Here is a 15862-nt window from a genome sequence, read left to right as displayed (position 1 = left end):
GCGGCCTGCTGACGCGCCCCAGGGTTGGCACCTGGGGCGAACTGAACATGCTTTATGTGGCGATATCTGACACCTAATGTAAAAATGTCCGACGTAGAGAGCCATGCACAGTGGCATGAATCTCGCACTGCACTGTACAGGCCGCCGATGCAATACACCCCGCTGCGCCTGGCGTTCCGCACTCTTGAAGGCCCCGAATGTTCGAATTACATCCAGACTCTTCCACGCCGTTGGTCAACCAGATCATCGACGGCCTGCGCGAGCTGATCGACAACCAGACCCTCAAGCCGGGCGCCAAGGTGCCATCGATCCGCGCCTTCGCAGCTAGCTACTCGGTGAGCACCTTCACCGTGGTCGAGGCGTATGATCGCCTGGTCGCCCAGGGGCTGCTGGTGAGCAAGGGCAATGCGGGGTTCTTCGTCAATCGTGCAGCGAACGAGCTGCTGGAAAGCCACCACAGCGAGGCCGAGAGCGGCCGCCCGACGTTCAATTCCGAGTGGTACCTGCAACAGATCTTCGAAACCCGCCAACTGCCGTACAAGCCCGGCTGCGGCTGGTTGCCCAACGACTGGATGTACGAAGAAGGCCTGCGCCGTGGCTTGCGCCAGGTGGCCGGCAGCCCGCTGGAGCTGTCTGGCTACGGTGACCCGATGGGCCTGCCGGAGCTGCGCGCACTGACCGCGCAGAACCTGCAGCAGGAGCTGTCGATCGTCTGCAACCCGGCTCAGCTGATGCTCACCCACGGCGCCAGCCAGGCCCTGGACCTGGCCGTGCGCACCTTGGTACGCCCCGGTGACGTGGTGCTGGTGGACGACCCGGGTTACCCCAACCTGATGAGTATCCTGCGCACCCAGGGCGCAACGCTGATCGGCGTACCGCGCACGCCGAACGGTTATGACCTCAATCACCTCGAGCAGCTGCTGGCGCACCACCGCCCGACTGCCTTTTTCACCCAGCCGCACCTGCACAGCCCGACCTGCTCACGCACCCCGCTGCCGCAACTGCACCGCCTGCTGCAGCTGGCCAGCCAGCACGGCTTCCGGCTGGTGGAAAACAACCTGTACGCCGACATGGTCGCCGAACCGCAGCCGTGCCTGGCCAGCCTCGACCACCTGCAGCAGGTGGTGTACGTGGGCAGTTATTCGAAGAGCATCTCGCCCAACGTGCGGGTCGGCTACCTGCTGGCCAACCCGGAGCTGATGCAGAAGCTGCTGCACCTGAAGATGCGCTCGGGGCTGACCACCTCGCAGGTGATGGAGCGGGTGGTGTACGCCGCAATCATCGACGGGCGCTGGCGCAAGCACCTCAAGCGCCTGCGCCAGCGCCTGGCCGAGGCGCATCAGGAGGTTGGCAGGCATCTGCATCGATTGGGCTTTGAACTGTTCATCGAGTCGGATGAAGGGATGTATATCTGGACCCGCCACCCGGCGATTCCGGACAGCGCGGCGTTGCTCGATGATGCGTTGGAGAAAGGCATCATGCTCGGGCCTGGGCAGTTGTTCATGGTGGATGCCAAGGCGACCGGGTGGATGCGGTTCAATGTGGCGTTCAGTACGGATCCGGCGATGTGGGAGTTGTTGGAGAAGGTGTTGGTGAAGCATGTGCGGCGGGGTGGGATTTAGGGATTTTTGGGGGGCCGAGGTGTTCACCTTGGCATATTCAGCGCCTGGGATATCGAGCGCCGCCCGCGCGGCGCATCGCGGATAAATCCGCTCCTACATTTGTTGCAACGTGCCGAACCTGACAGGCCATGGTTGCCCGCCTTGATGCATGTCTCAAGTCATGTGGGGCGGCATCAATGCCCACCTTAAAATCCCGTCATGCCAACAAGGCTGACAACCATGGCCTCACATGCATGGCCACGTTGCAACAAATGTAGGAGCGGATTTATCCGCGATGCGCCGCGCGGGCGGCGCTCGATCTCATAGGCGCTGTAAATGCCGCGGCAAGCACCTGTCAGCCCTTATGCAATCCCCCGTCCTCCCTTGCGCTCCAACGCCGAAGCAAGCGCATCCGCCTGCCCCAGGCAATCTGTATCGCCCGCAGCCCATGCAGCAACAACTGCCGAGTCTCTTCATCCTCGACACGCTCAAGCGCCCGACGACTGTCGCTGTAGGCGAACGTCAGGTAATTGGAGACATTCAGCAGTACATATTCCATGGGCACAATGTCATCGCTGATTGCGCGAGATAGGGATCTGTCACCCGTCCGTTTCCACTCATTGGGGTGACAGCTGCAAACGGGGTGGAAAACCAGGCGTATGGCGAACCCGGTAGGCCCGAAAGCCTCCCGTGCACAGCTGTCATGACAACAGTCACCATACCAATCGCCGGGTTTCCACACCCGATCGCTGAACCCTCAGCGACCCGAAAAGCCTAGAGGCTGCACTTCCCAGGAACAATCAGACGGCTGTCGACAGGAGCTGTAGGGTAATTTCCCAGGGCCAGGGACCTCCACTCCAATTTTGTAGGAGGCATCTGAATCCACCGTAGGACACCCTTCACCGAACTAGTCGACGGCGTGATTCGTGACTCCCAAGGCCAGGGCACACTGAGCCGGGTTGGACTCCACGGCTCAACAAATCAAGTAACTGCTCCCATCTGATATTTTTACCAGCTATCCAGAATCAAGCAGATAGGCAATAGTGGAAGGTGTGTCCAATCACGCGCAATCGGTGGGAAGTAGACTATGAATGAAGTGTCTTCTGGAGTTAGTTGGCAGGCCTACGCCCCTTACGGCCATCGAAAAACAAGTACCTTACAAACTGGATTACTGGGATTCAACGGCGAGCTTTATTCTACTCCAATGGAATGTTACGCCCTCGGAAATGGACACCGACTATACAACCCTCGACTGATGCGCTTCACCAGTACTGACGCACTAAGCCCTTTTAATCGCGGAGGTTTGAACTGCTATGCCTACTGCCTCAACGACCCCATCAACTCACAAGACCCTAGCGGCAAATCCCGGCTCAAGGTTACAGCCATTAAAATTTTAGCAGTTAATAGGTTCAAAAAACCTCTGAAGCCTAGAAAAGCAATAAGCAGCATGTGGAAAACCCTAGACAACCTCGAACCTGAAAAGCTGCAATGCGAGATGTGGGATGCTGAAGAGTTAATCACTACCGGAAAAGCCCACATTACATTAGCAAAAGGCATAGAGAGCTTGCACAGAGTGCCAGAGCACTTAAAAAATAAATTCATACTCACTCGAGACAACAATTTTCTGATCGGCAGCTATCGCTTTGAAGATGGAGATCTAAGCCATGCCAGCATAGCCAGACTTGGACAGATAGCACTCGGTGGGCAAAGCGAAATTGTCAGCGCAGGATACATAATTAGAGCAGGAGAAAGTTTCACTCTAACCAATACCTCTGGACACTACCAACCTTCAGTTGAACAGTTGAAGCCGGCCAGGGACTATCTCGAAAGCTTAGGCGCAAACGTCAGGCATGGTTAGCCGCATATCTGCAAGGGCACACATCCTTGTCCATATTATCGAACATTATCAGGGACGCCGGCAGCGACACTTCAACTGCCGGCGTGCAGCCCTTATCGCCAATCGACACTGCTGACAAAAAAGGCCTGCGCATTCGCCTCCAGACTCTCCAGGTGATACCCCCCCTCCTGAACAATCACGCAAGGCAACCGCAACGCCCGAATCCGCTCACCCAACGCCGCGAACCCTTCCGTCGTCACCGCTACCTTGCTCTGCGGATCCAGCTCGTAGATATCGAACCCGAGCGACAACACCAGCACCTCGGCCCCAAAGTCCTGCACCGCAGCCAGTGCAATATCCAGTTGCCCCATGAAGTCCGCCTCGCTGGCCCCATGTGCCATCGGCAAGTTCAGGTTGTACCCTTCCCCCGCACCACTGCCGCGCTCGTCCTCGAACCCGGCCACACCCGGGTAGAAGTTGGTCGGGTCACCATGGGTCGACACGTACAGAACATCGCTACGTTCATAGAAGATCTCCTGAATCCCCTGCCCGTGGTGCATGTCGGTATCGAGAATCGCCACCCGGCTGTAGCGGCTACGCAGGGCCTGGGCGGCCACCGCAGCATTGTTGATGTAGCAGAACCCACCCGCCGCATCGAACCGCGCATGGTGCCCCGGTGGCCGGCATAGCGCGTAGGCTGCCGGCTCGCCATCGAGAATGGCCTGGGCCCCGGCAACCGCGCTCTGCGCCGACCAATATGCCGAACGCCAGGTGTGCTCACCCACCGGGCAGCTGCCATCGGCCAGGTAGCGCCCGGCCTGGGCGAGGATGCCGCGCAGGGCGTTGGGCTCGCGCACGAAGATGTTCGACATCACCTCGTCGCCCCAGTCCTCGGGCACTTCCTTCCAGCGCGCATGGGCCTCGTCGAGGAACGCCAGGTAGGCCTCGCCATGCACCGCCTTGAGCGGCGCGAGGCCGGCATCGGCGGGCTGGCGGATGTCGAAGCCCAGGCCCTTGGCCGCCTGCAGCAGGCGCTGGGCACGTTCGGGGACCTCCTGCGGGGTGCGCATGGCGCCGCGCGAGTAGTAGCTGCGCGGGTGGTGCAGCAGTTGTTCGGGGTGGAAGTAGCAATGCATCAGGCTTCTCCTTGTTCGACTCGGCCGGCGCGGGTCAGCACGGCGTTGAGCAGTACGTCGACGCCCTGGCGGGCATCCTCGGGCAGCACGTCTTCAGCTTCGTTGTGGCTCAGGCCGCCGACGCAGGGGATGAACACCATCGCCGTCGGGCAGTAGCGGGCCAGCAGGATAGCATCGTGTCCGGCGCCACTGACGATGGACTGCTGGGCATAGCCAAGGCCGTCTACCGCCTGCTGCACGGCGGCCACGCAGTCGGCATCGAACGGCGTGGCCGGGTTGACCCAGTGGCGCTCGATGCGCACCTGCAGGCCGCGCTGGTGGGCGATGGCCTGCAGCTTAAGGGTCAGATCACGCTCCATGTCTTCGATGGCTTCGTCACGGTGATGGCGCAGGTCGACGGTAAAGCGCAGCACGCCGGGGATGGTGTTGCGCGAGGACTTGGCGATCGACAGTTCGCCCACGGTGGTCAGGCCTTCTGGCGCAAAGTCAGCCGCCAGTTGCTCGACCGCCTGGATCATACGCGCCGCGCCGTACAGGGCGTCCCTGCGCAGCGGCATCGGTGTGGTGCCGGCATGGGCAGCCATGCCTTCGACGGTCACGTCCAGCCAGCGGATGGCCTGACCACCGCTAACTACACCAATGGCCTTGGCGTTGTCTTCAAGGATCGGGCCTTGCTCGATATGCGCCTCGAAGTAGGCATCGACCTGGCCGCCCAACGGGCGCTGGCCGGCGTAGCCGGTGCGCTGCAGCTCGTCGGCGACGCTGATGCCGTCGGCGTCACGGATGGCCAGGGCCTGGTCCAGCGCCAGGGTGCCGGTGAACACCGCCGAGCCAAACATGGCCGGGGTGAAGCGGGCGCCCTCCTCGTTGGTCCACACCGCGATTTCCAGCGGCTTGCGGGTCTGGATGTCCAGGTCGTTGAGGCGGCGCACCACCTCAAGGCCCGCCAGCACACCATAAACGCCATCGAAACGGCCGCCCTCAGGTTGGGTGTCGAGGTGGCTGCCCATCATCACCGGGGCGGCCGTCGGGTCGCTGCCGGCGCGGCGGGCGAACAGGTTGCCGATGGCATCCACGCTCAGCGTCAGGCCAGCTTCGCGGCACCAGTGGCTGAACAGTTCACGGCCAGCCTTGTCCTCGTCGCTCAGGGCCAGGCGGCAGCTGCCGCCACGGGCGGTGGCGCCGACTTCGGCCATGGCCATCAGGCTCGCCCACAGGCGTTCGCCATTGCTTTTCAACATGTGCGGGTACTCCACAATCAGATGGATCGATCAGGCCAGTTCCAGGCGCTGGCTACGGGCGTACTGGCGTGCCAGGGCGAGCACGCAGATCAGCGAAATGGTGGCGATCAGGGTGTAGAACACCGCCATCGGCCACCAAAGGCCTGTGAAGGTGTGGGCCAGCCAGGTGCCGATCAGGGGGGTCAGGCCGCCAGCGATGGCGCCGCACACCTGGTAGGCCAGGGAAATCGCGGTGTAGCGCACGCGGGTTTCGAACATGCCGCTGACGTAGCCGGCGATCACCGCGTAGAACGAGGCCATGCAGGCCGCCGCCAAGGCGATGCCGAGCACGATCAGCGGGCCTTCGCCGGAGCTGACCAGCACGAACATCGGGTATGGCGAGGCCATCGCCAGCAATGCGACCAGGGCCAGGAAGCGAGTGGCGCCGAGCTTTTCCGAGAGCCACGCGGCCAGCGGCTGCACGCAGAACTGGATGATCGCCACAAAGAACAGGCATTCGAGGATCAGCGAGCGCTCCAGGTGAAGCTGCTGGGTGGTGTAGCTGATCATGAAGGTGTTGGTGAAATAGACTCCGGCAATGCCCAGGGTGTTGGCACCGATGCACAGCAGCAGCGGGCGCCAGGCGGTACGCAGCACTTCCAGTACCGGTGCCTGCTCCTTGCGCTGGGCATTGGCCGCCTGCTCGCGGCTGGCAATGAATTCGGGTGACTCGTTGACCCCCAGGCGAATCGCCAGGCCCACCAGCAGCAACAGCGCACTGGCCAGGAACGGCACGCGCCAGCCCCAGCTCATCAGGTCTTGCTCCGGCAGGCGGGTCACCGCGCCAAAGGCCAGCAGCGACAGGATCAGGCCCGCCGGGCTGCCCAATTGGGCGAACGAGGCGAAGAAATTGCGCCGGCCCCTGGGCGCATGCTCACCGGCCATCAACACCGCCCCGCCCCACTCGCCTCCCACGGCGATACCCTGGATCACCCGCAGGATGATCAGCAGCACCGGCGCGGCGGCGCCGATCTGCGCATAGGTCGGCAACAGGCCGATGCACACGGTGACAATGCCCATCATCAGCAAGGTGATGACCAGCGATTTCTTGCGCCCGATGCGGTCACCCACATGGCCGAACACGATGCCGCCCAGTGGCCGGGCGAAGAAGCCCACGGCGAAGGTGCCGAAGGCGGCCATGGTGCTGAACAAACTGTCGTCAGAGGGGAAGAACAAGGCACCGAACACCAGGGCGGCGGCGGTGGCGTAGATGTAGAAGTCGTACCACTCGATCATGGTACCGATGAACGCGGCGGCGGCGGCACGGCGCGGCTGGGGCGAAGCGATGGGCTTCATGGGGGCTCCTTTGCTTGTTTTTCTGGCAGGAGTTAATGGTCACGGCGGCGCTCTGGTGGCGCATGGCCTTTAGGTCGGTGTTGGCCTCAATGACTGCGATTTATCGTCCCGGGGCTATGATTAGTCAATTTTCTATTTATTATTCGTACTATTAGCCCTGCTTATCATCGAGCCAGCCATGTCCGACCGCCTGCTCAACGACCGTCTCGACTGGAACCTGCTGCGCACCTTTCGGGTGATCGGCCAGGAGTTGTCCATCAGCCGCGCCGCCGCGCGCCTGCACCTGACCCAACCGGCTGTGAGCCAGGCGCTCAAACGTCTGGAGGAACAGCTTGGCCGCCAGTTGATCGCCCGCCGCGGGCCACGTTTCGTGCTCACCGACATGGGCGAACAACTGTTTCAGTTGGCGGGTGAGGTGTATGGGCAGATGTCGCAGATCGGCGGGTTACTGGAACAACCGGCGGACGAACTGGTGGGCAAGGTGCGCTTGCTGATGATCAGCCGCATCGTCAGCGAGCGGTTCGATGATCTACTGGCTGACTTTCATCGCCAGCACCCACGCGTGGACCTGGAGATCGACGTGATGCGTAGCTCGGACATCGTCGCCGCCTTGCAGGAAAAGACCGCCACCGCAGGCCTGAGCCTCAACCGCCGGCCGCAGCCACGGCTGGAACAGCGCCTGTTCCTGCGCCAGCGCTATGCGTTTTTCTGCGGCAAGCACCATGCCCTGTTCGGCCAGGCCGAGGGCGATCTGCAGCGGGAGAATTTCGTCAGCTTCACCAGCGACCAGATTGGCGGCATGTTGTCGCCGCTGACCATTTTCCGCGACCAGCAAGGGTTTTCCGGGCGGATCGTGGCGTCGTCGCCCAGCCTTGAGGAGGTGCGCCGACTGGTAATTGCCGGATTTGGCATCGGCTGCCTGCCCGAGCATGTGGTTGCACCCGATGTCGCAGCGGGACTGCTGTGGAAGCTGGCGCCTGAGGAAGGGATTGCCGATGTGGATATTCACCTGTTGTGGAACAGGGAACAGCGGTTGAGCCGGGCTGAAGAGGTGTTTATCGGGGCACTGCAACAGAGCCTGCTGTGACGTTTGTGAGCCGCTCGATCAAATGGATCATTGCGGCTGCTCGGCCAACTAGCATTTCGCCACCAGCCATTTCTGCCAGTAGACCCTCTGCCTGATGCGGGTAACCATCGCGCCAGGCACCCAGAGGTTCAGAACCCATGCAATGGCTCATCTGGCTTCACCTGGCAAGTTACGGGGCAGCATTGCTGATCATCGCTGTGCTTGCCCTCATCTATGCCAGCCGCTCCCGGTTCCTGCCCTACCATGCCGCTGCAATAGAGCGGCCGTGGCATGCTCTGGACGCCTCGTTGCAGTTCTTGCTGCTGACCTTCCTGCGCATGGTCGGCTGGGGATGGTTGGCCATTGCCTGCGCGGGGCTGGTGATGCTTGTGCAACTCCATCGTCTGCACATTCCGCTGAATCTGCTGGTGCTGCTGCAGGGTTACTGCCTGCTCGCCATCACACCGATCATCGTAGTGAGCAGTCAGGTAAAACGCCGAACCAATGCCTCTCCCCCGGTCATGCTCGGCTGGTTGACAGCGGTGCTCACGTGGCTGGGTTTTCTGTTCGGCGTACTGGCCAAGGTCAATATGTAATTGCAGGGAGTCAGCACCATGAAAGAGAACCTGTTCTGGCAAGCGGTCGCCGGTTTGATTCCCATCCCCAACGCAGCCCGGTTGCTAGGCTGGCACCTGCTCAGGCATGAGCATCGCACGCGTGAAATTACGGTGGAGTTCGACGCTTCCAGTTCACTTACCAACCCCATGGGCAAGATCCAGGGTGGGATGCTGACGGCAATGCTCGATGACTGCATGGGACCGGCCATTTATGCACTACTGGACCAGCATGAGGTTGCTGTGACGCTGAAAATGTCGACGATTTTCCTGCGACCTGCCCTACCCGGGCAGATCACCGGGGTGGCCAAGCTGTACAGGCGATGCGGCAAGTACTGCTACACCAAAGGCGAGCTCAAGGATGCCAGGGGCAAGACCTTGGCGACCGCAACCGCATGTTACAAGGTGATTGACCTGGCGCGGCACGGCGCTATCTGAATTAGCTACTAAACTTGGATCCTATCCGTTGAGGGAGTATGCTCAAGTAATAGCCATATGACATTACTCAGGTACGCCCAGTGCCTGTTCTTCAAGGACGAAACACTCGTGCCCAGCCACCCGACCCGCCACACCATCGCCCGCCAATGGCAGCTGCTGAAACTGCTACCCGACCGCCACCCCGGGATGAGTTCCACGCAGCTGCAGGCCGCACTGGCCAAGGCTGGCCACAAGACCAGCAAGCGCACGGTCGAGCGCGACCTCAACGAACTGACGACGCTGTTCCCGCTGCACTGCAACAGCAAGGGCATGCCCTACGGCTGGTACTGGCAGCCGGGCCTTAGCCTGGATGAGGCCCAGCAACTGCAACCGGATCTACTCACCCCTTCGCAACGGATCGAACTGCAGGCCTGGGTCGACGATGGCCTCGCCCGTCGCCTGGAAGACCAGCCGCTGTCTGAGGACATGCGCCTGGCTCCGCATGACAAAGGCGGTGCGATGCTCGCGGCAACGGTCGAAGACAGCCGTGCGCTGATGGGCTGGCTGCTGTCACAGGCCGGCTCGATCCGGGTCAAGGCACCGGAAACACTGCGCGTGTCGATGGTCGAACAGCTGCGCCAGAGCCTGGCGTTGAACGACGATGGTTATTGAAGTTGCCGCACATCAATCCAGTGGCTTTCTACACGACATGTCCTACAGCATGAGATGAGCCGCCTTACGGTGAGGCTCCTGCAGGATTACTAGCATCGGCACTCCCTTGATCTAGCGAGTGCCACGACCATGCTTTCGACCCGCTCCAATCGCCCTGCGTTGACGCTGCTGTGTGCAACCGTTCTTGCAAGCCCCGCGCTGTTCGCCATGCCCCTGACCCGCGACAACGGCGCAGCGGTCGGCGACAACCAGCACTCCCAGACTGCCGGCGCCAATGGCCCGACCTTGCTGCAGGACGTGCAGCTGATCCAGAAGCTGCAACGCTTCGACCGCGAACGCACCCCCGAACGCGTGGTGCACGCCCGCGGCACCGGCGCTCATGGCGAGTTCACCGCGTCCGAAGACCTGTCCGCGCTGACTTCGGCGCCGCTGTTCACGCCAGGCGAAAAAACCCCGGTATTCGTGCGCTTCTCGTCGGTTGTGCATGGCCTGCACTCACCGGAAACCCTGCGCGACCCGCGAGGCTTCGCCACCCGGTTCTACACCACTGCGGGCAACTGGGACCTGGTCGGCAACAACTTTCCGACGTTCTTCATCCGCGACGCCATCAAGTTCCCCGACATGGTCCACGCCTTCAAGCCCGACCCGCGCACCAATCTGGGCAACGACGCCCGGCGCTTCGACCTGTTCTCGCACATGCCGGAGGCTACCCGCACCCTGACCCTGCTGTACTCCAACGAAGGCACGCCAAAGAGCTATCGACACATGGATGGCAACAGCGTGCATGCCTACAAGTTCGTCAACGCCAACGGTGAACCCACCTACGTGAAATTCCGCTGGAAGAGCCTGCAAGGCCAGGAAAACCTCGACCCCAAGGCTGTCGAGCAGATCCAGGGCAAAAGCTTCAGTCACATGACCGAGGATCTGGTCGCTGCCATCGCCCGTGGCGACTATCCCAAGTGGGACCTCTATATCCAGACACTGCGCCCTGAGCAGCTGTCAGCCTTCGACTTCGACCCGCTGGACGCCACCAAGGTCTGGCCGGGTGTGCCCGAGCGTCGGGTCGGGCAGATGGTGCTCAACCGTAATGTCGGCAACTTCTTCCAGGAAACCGAACAGGTCGCCCTGGCACCGTCCAACCTGATCAAGGGTATAGAGCCCTCCGAAGACCGCTTGCTGCAGGGCCGGCTGTTCTCCTACGCCGACACACAGATGTACCGGGTCGGCGCCAACGCCGGCAGCCTGCCGATCAACCAGCCGCGGGCGGCGGTCAACAATGGCAACCAGGATGGTGCACTCAACCCCAACCGCACCCGTGGCATGGTCAACTACCAGCCCAGCCGCCTGCATCCGCGCAGCACTACCGACTCGGCACGCTTCAGTGAACTGGCCTTGAGCGGCAGCACCCAGCAACGGGGCATCACCCGGGAACAGAACTTCAAGCAGGCCGGTGACCTTTACCGCGCCTACTCGAAAAGCGAGCAGCGCGACCTGGTCAACAGTTTTGGTCAGTCGCTGGCGGTCGCCGATGAGCAGAGCAAGCACATCATCCTGTCGTTCCTGTACAAAGCCGATGCCGATTACGGGACGAGAGTTGCAAGAATTGCGCAAGGTGACCTGCAGCGGGTCAAGGCTCTGGCTGCCGACCTGCGGGATTGAAGTTTGCGAGCCCGGCCAGCCTGGCCCGATAGCTGCCTGGACTCTGCCCGGTCCATTTCTTGAACGCCCGGTGAAACGCACTGGGCTCCTGGAAGCCGGCCTGCTCGGCAATTTCGGCAATGCTCAAGGTGCCTTCGCGCAAGCGCTCGAAGGCCATCGCCCGGCGCACTTCATCCTTGATCTGCTGGTACGAGCGCCCCTCGCGCTCCAGCTGGCGGCGGAAGGTGCTGGCACTGATGCCCTGCTGTTCAGCCATGGCCGCAAGCGTCGGCCATTGCCCATAGCGGCGTGCGCGCAAATGGCGATATACCTCGGCCACCAGCCCGTTCTGATTGCGAAAGCGGATCACCAGGCCCTGCGGCGCGCTGCGCAGGAAGGTCTTCAGGCCCGCCAGGTCCTGCACCACCGGCAGGCGCAGCCAGGCACTGTCGAACTCGACCTCGGTGCGCCCGCTGCCCAGGCGCAGGTCCGGCCCCCACAGCAGCGCGTCATCGTCCTGGGCCGGGCGCGCCACCGCCAGCTCCGTGCGGTCGATGGCAATGCGCCGCCCGGCCAGCCAGCACAGCAGGCCGATCATCAGCACCAGGTAGGTTTCCTCGGCATACACCCGGGTCAGCGGGTCGGCGATCGCCGACTGCACGCTGATCACTGCGCGCCCGCCGCGTATCGTGAGGCTGCCGCGCAGGTCACGCAGGAACAGGGCGAAACTGCTCATGCACTGGCGCAGGGCCTTCTCCAGGTTGGGTTCCTGAATCAGGCCACGGCAGATCAGGGCAAAGCTGCCCAGCGGCATGCCATGGCTGTCGAGGCGGAAGAACTCGTCGTCCAGCAATGCGATCAGCTCCAGCCACAAGCGGGCGAAGGCCTTGGCCGGCACCCGTGCCTGGGGTTGGCCGAGCACGGCCGGGTCGATGCCCACCCCACGCAGCCGCGCCTCCAGCACTTCAGGCCGGTCGCGCAAGGCATGCAGCATGGCATTGAGAAAGTACACCGCGACCGAATCGCTATCGCGCATGGCGGAATTCGCTGTCTATGCTGAGTGGCAAAAAATGCCAGGTTGACTGAACAGATCCGGCATAGGCTGCAACAGAGCCTTTGCCTAGACTCGAACCCACCTCGGGATCGCCGGCCATTCTCGCAGAGCCTGGCCCGTTCCCGCCATGCCTTCGCAATCGGAGCCTCTATGAGCAGCGCAGAAATCTACGTCGTCAGTGCCGTCCGTACCGCCATTGGTGGTTTCGGTGGCTCCCTCAAGGACCTGCCACTGGCCGACCTGGCCACCGCCGTGACCCGCGCCGCCATCGAGCGCTCGGGCGTGCCCGCCGAGCAGATCGGCCACATGGTGATGGCCACCGTCATCCCTACCGAGCCACGCGACGCCTACCTGTCGCGAGTAGCGGCGATGAACGCCGGCATCCCCAAGGAAACCCCGGCCTTCAACGTCAACCGCCTGTGCGGTTCGGGCCTGCAGGCCATCGTCTCGGCCGCCCAGTGCCTGCTGCTGGGTGACGCCGACGTGGCCCTGGCCGCCGGTGCCGAGTCCATGAGCCGTGGCCCGTACCTGCTGCCGCAGGCACGCTGGGGCGCACGCATGGGCGATCTGCAAGGCATCGACTACACCGTCGGCGTATTGCAGGACCCGTTCGAACATTTCCACATGGGCATCACTGCGGAAAACGTCGCTGCCAAACACGGCATCAGCCGCGAAATGCAGGACGAACTGGCCCTGACCAGCCAGCGCCGCGCCGCCCGCGCCCAGGCCGAAGGCCGCTTCGACAGCCAGATCGTGCCGCTGGAGCTGAAAACCCGTAAAGGCACCGTGCAGTTCGCCGTCGACGAGCATGTGCGCGCCGATGTCACTGCCGAGCAACTGGCCGGCATGAAAACCGTGTTCAAGAAGGACGGCACCGTCACCGCCGGCAACGCCAGCGGTATCAACGATGGCGCTGCCGGCCTGGTGCTGGCCACCGGTGATGCCGTACGCCGCCTGGGCCTGAAGCCGCTGGCGCGCCTGGTGGCCTATGCCCACGCCGGTGTCGAGCCGGAGCTGATGGGTCTGGGCCCGATCCCGGCGACCCGCAAGGTGCTGGAAAAGGCAGGCCTGAACGTCAGCGACCTGGACGTGATCGAGTCCAACGAAGCCTTCGCCGCCCAGGCCTGTGCCGTGGCCCGCGAGCTCGGCTTCGACCCGGAGAAGGTCAACCCGAACGGCTCGGGCATTTCCCTCGGCCACCCGGTCGGCGCCACCGGGGCGATCATCGCCACCAAGGCCATCCACGAACTGCAACGCATCCAGGGCCGCTATGCGCTGGCCACCATGTGCATCGGCGGCGGCCAGGGCATTGCCGTGGTCTTCGAGCGCGTCTGAGGGAACTGAACCATGACGATTGAACAGATTGCCGTGATTGGCGCCGGCACCATGGGCAACGGTATCGCCCAGGTGTGCGCGGTGGCCGGCTACCAGGTCCTGCTGGTGGACGTTGCCGACGCCGCGCTGGCGCGTGGCGTGGCCACCCTGAACAAGAACCTGGAGCGCCAGGTCAGCAAGGGCACCCTCGACGCCGAACGCGCCGAGGCGGCGAAAACCCGCATCCGCACCAGCACCGACTATGCCCAGCTGAGCAGTGCGCAGCTGGTGATCGAGGCGGCCACCGAGAACCTGCAGCTCAAGCAGCGCATCCTGCAGCAGGTGGCAGCCAACGTAGCCGCCGACTGCCTGATCGCCACCAACACCTCGTCGCTGTCGGTGACCCAGCTGGCCGCCAGCATCGAGCATCCTGAGCGCTTCATCGGCGTGCACTTCTTCAACCCGGTGCCGATGATGGCCCTGGTCGAGATCATCCGCGGCCTGCAGACCAGCGACAGTACCTATGCCCAGGCACTGGTGGTCACCGAGAAGCTTGGCAAGACGCCGATCACCGCCGGCAACCGCCCGGGCTTCGTGGTCAACCGCATCCTGGTGCCGATGATCAACGAAGCGATCTTCGTGCGCCAGGAAGGCCTGGCCAGTGCTGAGGACATCGACACCGGCATGCGCCTGGGCTGCAACCAGCCGATCGGCCCACTGGCCCTGGCCGACCTGATTGGCCTGGATACCTTGCTGGCGATCATCGAGGCCTTCCATGAAGGCTTCAACGACAGCAAATACCGCCCTGCCCCGCTGCTCAAGGAAATGGTCGCGGCCGGATGGCTGGGGCGCAAGACCGGCCGCGGCTTCTTCACCTACTGAGGAGCGCACGCCATGCCCCCGGTCAATGCCGCCATGCGCTGTGCCAACTTCGAGGAGCGACGCGACCGGGCCATGGCGCTGTTCGCCGAAAAGGGCTTTGGCCAGGTCAGCATGCGCGAGCTGGCGGCGCATGTGGGCCTGACCGCCGGTTCCCTGTATCACCATTTTCCCAGCAAGCAGGATCTGCTGTTCGACCTGATCGAGGAGCTGTACGAGGAACTGCAGGCTACCTTGGAGCAAGGGCGCCGGGCCATGGCCCGAGGGGCTTCGGCGATGGGCTGCCTGATTGCCGCGCACTGGCAGTTGCATGCCGAGCGGCCCATGCAGTTTCGCCTGGCCGAGCGGGACCTGTGCTGCCTGAGCGAGGAACAGCAGGCGCGCCTGGGGTTGCTGCGCAAGCGTTACGAGGCGGGGTTGCTGCGCCTGATTGCGCCACGGGCGACGTTGCAGGGTGAGGCGTTGGTGGCGACCGCGCATGTGGTGGCGACATTGCTGAACCAGCTGCCGGGGATGCTCAAGGACTTGCCCGAGGAACAGGGGCTGGGGTTGATGGAGAGCCTGCTGGTTGGCGGGATCGAGCGGACCTTGGTTTAAACAGGACCGGCCTCTTCGCGGGTTTACCCGCGAAGAGGCCGGTGCAGGTTAACGCAGCAGCGCCTGGATCTGCTCGTGCAGGGTGTCGAGGTCGAACGGCTTGGCCAGGATCGGCGCCTTGCGCGCGATCGGGCTGCCGGACTCGAGGATCTCCGCCGGGTAGCCACTGATGAAAATCACCTTCAGGTCCGGCCGCAACTTCACCGCAGGCTCGGCGATCTCCACCCCGGAAATGCCACCGGGCAAGCGGAAGTCGGTCACCATCAGGTCCAGGTGCGGCTTGCTCGCCAGAATGGCGAAAGCCTGCTCACCGTCCTCGGCCACCAGCACGTGGTAGCCCTCACCCGCCAGGTAGTCGCGCAGGATCATCCGGATCGCCGGTTCATCCTCGACCACCAGCACCACATCTTGTGCATCTTCACTCATGACAACGCCTTGAAATTCATACAGTTGGCCATCTG

The 15862-nt window shown here is 62.9% G+C and carries 16 protein-coding genes; 10 read left to right on the top strand and 6 right to left on the bottom strand.

Annotated features, from left to right (window positions below):
- Nucleotides 1-197 precede the first annotated feature (197 nt).
- Complete coding sequence (locus ACIPZ8_RS02460) at nt 198-1622, top strand: PLP-dependent aminotransferase family protein (RefSeq protein WP_400719407.1); 1425 nt, start codon at nt 198-200, stop codon at nt 1620-1622.
- Nucleotides 1623-1956: 334 nt separating this feature from the next.
- Here the strand turns inward: ACIPZ8_RS02460 and ACIPZ8_RS02455 are convergent, their stop codons facing one another.
- Nucleotides 1957-2160 (bottom strand): hypothetical protein, encoded by a 204-nt coding sequence (locus ACIPZ8_RS02455; protein WP_400719406.1) that lies wholly within the window; start codon nt 2158-2160, stop codon nt 1957-1959.
- Nucleotides 2161-2688: 528 nt separating this feature from the next.
- Here ACIPZ8_RS02455 and ACIPZ8_RS02450 point away from each other — a divergent pair.
- Nucleotides 2689-3459 carry an RHS repeat-associated core domain-containing protein gene (locus ACIPZ8_RS02450; protein ID WP_400719405.1) on the top strand — a complete coding sequence of 257 codons (771 nt, stop codon included), beginning with the start codon at nt 2689-2691 and terminating at the stop codon, nt 3457-3459.
- Between the two features lie 92 nt (nt 3460-3551).
- Here the strand turns inward: ACIPZ8_RS02450 and ACIPZ8_RS02445 are convergent, their stop codons facing one another.
- The 3 genes from ACIPZ8_RS02445 to ACIPZ8_RS02435 are packed head-to-tail and all read right to left on the bottom strand — an operon-like array spanning nt 3552 to nt 7150.
- Nucleotides 3552-4574, bottom strand: a complete 1023-nt coding sequence (locus ACIPZ8_RS02445; protein ID WP_400719404.1) for a histone deacetylase family protein — start codon at nt 4572-4574, stop codon at nt 3552-3554.
- A complete protein-coding gene (locus tag ACIPZ8_RS02440; RefSeq protein ID WP_400719403.1) occupies nt 4574-5815 on the bottom strand; it encodes a Zn-dependent hydrolase in 1242 nt (413 codons plus the stop codon). The genes ACIPZ8_RS02445 and ACIPZ8_RS02440 overlap by 1 nt, the downstream gene beginning before the upstream one ends.
- A 30-nt stretch (nt 5816-5845) precedes the next feature.
- Nucleotides 5846-7150, bottom strand: a complete 1305-nt coding sequence (locus ACIPZ8_RS02435) for an MFS transporter (protein ID WP_400719402.1) — start codon at nt 7148-7150, stop codon at nt 5846-5848.
- Nucleotides 7151-7328: 178 nt separating this feature from the next.
- On the opposite strand from ACIPZ8_RS02435, the gene ACIPZ8_RS02430 reads away from it, so the two are divergent.
- From ACIPZ8_RS02430 to ACIPZ8_RS02410, 5 genes are all read left to right on the top strand, one after another.
- Nucleotides 7329-8237: a LysR family transcriptional regulator gene (locus ACIPZ8_RS02430; RefSeq protein WP_400719401.1), complete on the top strand. Its 909-nt coding sequence runs from the start codon at nt 7329-7331 to the stop codon at nt 8235-8237.
- A gap of 137 nt (nt 8238-8374) precedes the next feature.
- Nucleotides 8375-8812 (top strand): hypothetical protein, encoded by a 438-nt coding sequence (locus ACIPZ8_RS02425; protein ID WP_400719400.1) that lies wholly within the window; start codon nt 8375-8377, stop codon nt 8810-8812.
- Nucleotides 8813-8830: 18 nt separating this feature from the next.
- Nucleotides 8831-9268 (top strand): PaaI family thioesterase, encoded by a 438-nt coding sequence (locus ACIPZ8_RS02420; protein WP_400719399.1) that lies wholly within the window; start codon nt 8831-8833, stop codon nt 9266-9268.
- Nucleotides 9269-9376: 108 nt separating this feature from the next.
- The gene (locus ACIPZ8_RS02415; RefSeq protein ID WP_400719741.1) at nt 9377-9919 is read left to right on the top strand and encodes a WYL domain-containing protein; all 543 of its coding nucleotides are present in this window, start codon (nt 9377-9379) and stop codon (nt 9917-9919) included.
- A 207-nt stretch (nt 9920-10126) separates the two neighbouring features.
- Entirely contained in the window at nt 10127-11578 is a 1452-nt protein-coding gene (locus ACIPZ8_RS02410) for a catalase (protein WP_400719739.1), read from the top strand.
- On the opposite strand, the gene ACIPZ8_RS02405 is transcribed toward ACIPZ8_RS02410, so the two are convergent.
- Nucleotides 11547-12593, bottom strand: coding sequence for an AraC family transcriptional regulator ligand-binding domain-containing protein (locus tag ACIPZ8_RS02405; RefSeq protein WP_400719398.1), 1047 nt, complete (start codon nt 12591-12593; stop codon nt 11547-11549). The genes ACIPZ8_RS02410 and ACIPZ8_RS02405 overlap by 32 nt on opposite strands.
- A gap of 168 nt (nt 12594-12761) precedes the next feature.
- On the opposite strand from ACIPZ8_RS02405, the gene ACIPZ8_RS02400 reads away from it, so the two are divergent.
- Genes ACIPZ8_RS02400 through ACIPZ8_RS02390 form a run of 3 tightly spaced genes read left to right on the top strand, consistent with a single transcriptional unit; the run spans nt 12762 to nt 15401 of the window.
- Entirely contained in the window at nt 12762-13946 is a 1185-nt protein-coding gene (locus tag ACIPZ8_RS02400; RefSeq protein ID WP_103447928.1) for an acetyl-CoA C-acyltransferase family protein, read from the top strand.
- Nucleotides 13947-13958: 12 nt separating this feature from the next.
- Nucleotides 13959-14807: a 3-hydroxybutyryl-CoA dehydrogenase gene (locus ACIPZ8_RS02395; RefSeq protein WP_400719397.1), complete on the top strand. Its 849-nt coding sequence runs from the start codon at nt 13959-13961 to the stop codon at nt 14805-14807.
- A 12-nt stretch (nt 14808-14819) separates the two neighbouring features.
- Nucleotides 14820-15401, top strand: a complete 582-nt coding sequence (locus ACIPZ8_RS02390; protein WP_400719396.1) for a TetR/AcrR family transcriptional regulator — start codon at nt 14820-14822, stop codon at nt 15399-15401.
- A gap of 48 nt (nt 15402-15449) precedes the next feature.
- Here the strand turns inward: ACIPZ8_RS02390 and ACIPZ8_RS02385 are convergent, their stop codons facing one another.
- A complete protein-coding gene (locus tag ACIPZ8_RS02385) occupies nt 15450-15827 on the bottom strand; it encodes a response regulator (RefSeq protein ID WP_023629509.1) in 378 nt (125 codons plus the stop codon).
- Between the last annotated feature and the right edge of the window lie 35 nt (nt 15828-15862).

It is taken from the genome of Pseudomonas sp. NPDC089422 (assembly GCF_044749405.1).
GTDB lineage: Bacteria > Pseudomonadota > Gammaproteobacteria > Pseudomonadales > Pseudomonadaceae > Aquipseudomonas.
The sequence above is the reverse complement of the archived record's forward strand: the minus strand, read 5'-3'. Positions and strand labels throughout refer to the sequence as shown.

What these genes read in the sequence shown, in the direction of transcription:
- ACIPZ8_RS02460 (WP_400719407.1), top strand. Translation starts at nt 198, where the DNA reads ATGTTCGAATTACATCCAGACTCTTCCACGCCGTTGGTCAACCAGATC.
- ACIPZ8_RS02455 (WP_400719406.1), bottom strand. Translation starts at nt 2,160, where the DNA reads ATGGAATATGTACTGCTGAATGTCTCCAATTACCTGACGTTCGCCTAC.
- ACIPZ8_RS02450 (WP_400719405.1), top strand. Translation starts at nt 2,689, where the DNA reads ATGAATGAAGTGTCTTCTGGAGTTAGTTGGCAGGCCTACGCCCCTTAC.
- ACIPZ8_RS02445 (WP_400719404.1), bottom strand. Translation starts at nt 4,574, where the DNA reads ATGCATTGCTACTTCCACCCCGAACAACTGCTGCACCACCCGCGCAGC.
- ACIPZ8_RS02440 (WP_400719403.1), bottom strand. Translation starts at nt 5,815, where the DNA reads ATGTTGAAAAGCAATGGCGAACGCCTGTGGGCGAGCCTGATGGCCATG.
- ACIPZ8_RS02435 (WP_400719402.1), bottom strand. Translation starts at nt 7,150, where the DNA reads ATGAAGCCCATCGCTTCGCCCCAGCCGCGCCGTGCCGCCGCCGCCGCG.
- ACIPZ8_RS02430 (WP_400719401.1), top strand. Translation starts at nt 7,329, where the DNA reads ATGTCCGACCGCCTGCTCAACGACCGTCTCGACTGGAACCTGCTGCGC.
- ACIPZ8_RS02425 (WP_400719400.1), top strand. Translation starts at nt 8,375, where the DNA reads ATGCAATGGCTCATCTGGCTTCACCTGGCAAGTTACGGGGCAGCATTG.
- ACIPZ8_RS02420 (WP_400719399.1), top strand. Translation starts at nt 8,831, where the DNA reads ATGAAAGAGAACCTGTTCTGGCAAGCGGTCGCCGGTTTGATTCCCATC.
- ACIPZ8_RS02410 (WP_400719739.1), top strand. Translation starts at nt 10,127, where the DNA reads ATGCCCCTGACCCGCGACAACGGCGCAGCGGTCGGCGACAACCAGCAC.
- ACIPZ8_RS02405 (WP_400719398.1), bottom strand. Translation starts at nt 12,593, where the DNA reads ATGCGCGATAGCGATTCGGTCGCGGTGTACTTTCTCAATGCCATGCTG.
- ACIPZ8_RS02400 (WP_103447928.1), top strand. Translation starts at nt 12,762, where the DNA reads ATGAGCAGCGCAGAAATCTACGTCGTCAGTGCCGTCCGTACCGCCATT.
- ACIPZ8_RS02395 (WP_400719397.1), top strand. Translation starts at nt 13,959, where the DNA reads ATGACGATTGAACAGATTGCCGTGATTGGCGCCGGCACCATGGGCAAC.
- ACIPZ8_RS02390 (WP_400719396.1), top strand. Translation starts at nt 14,820, where the DNA reads ATGCCCCCGGTCAATGCCGCCATGCGCTGTGCCAACTTCGAGGAGCGA.
- ACIPZ8_RS02385 (WP_023629509.1), bottom strand. Translation starts at nt 15,827, where the DNA reads ATGAGTGAAGATGCACAAGATGTGGTGCTGGTGGTCGAGGATGAACCG.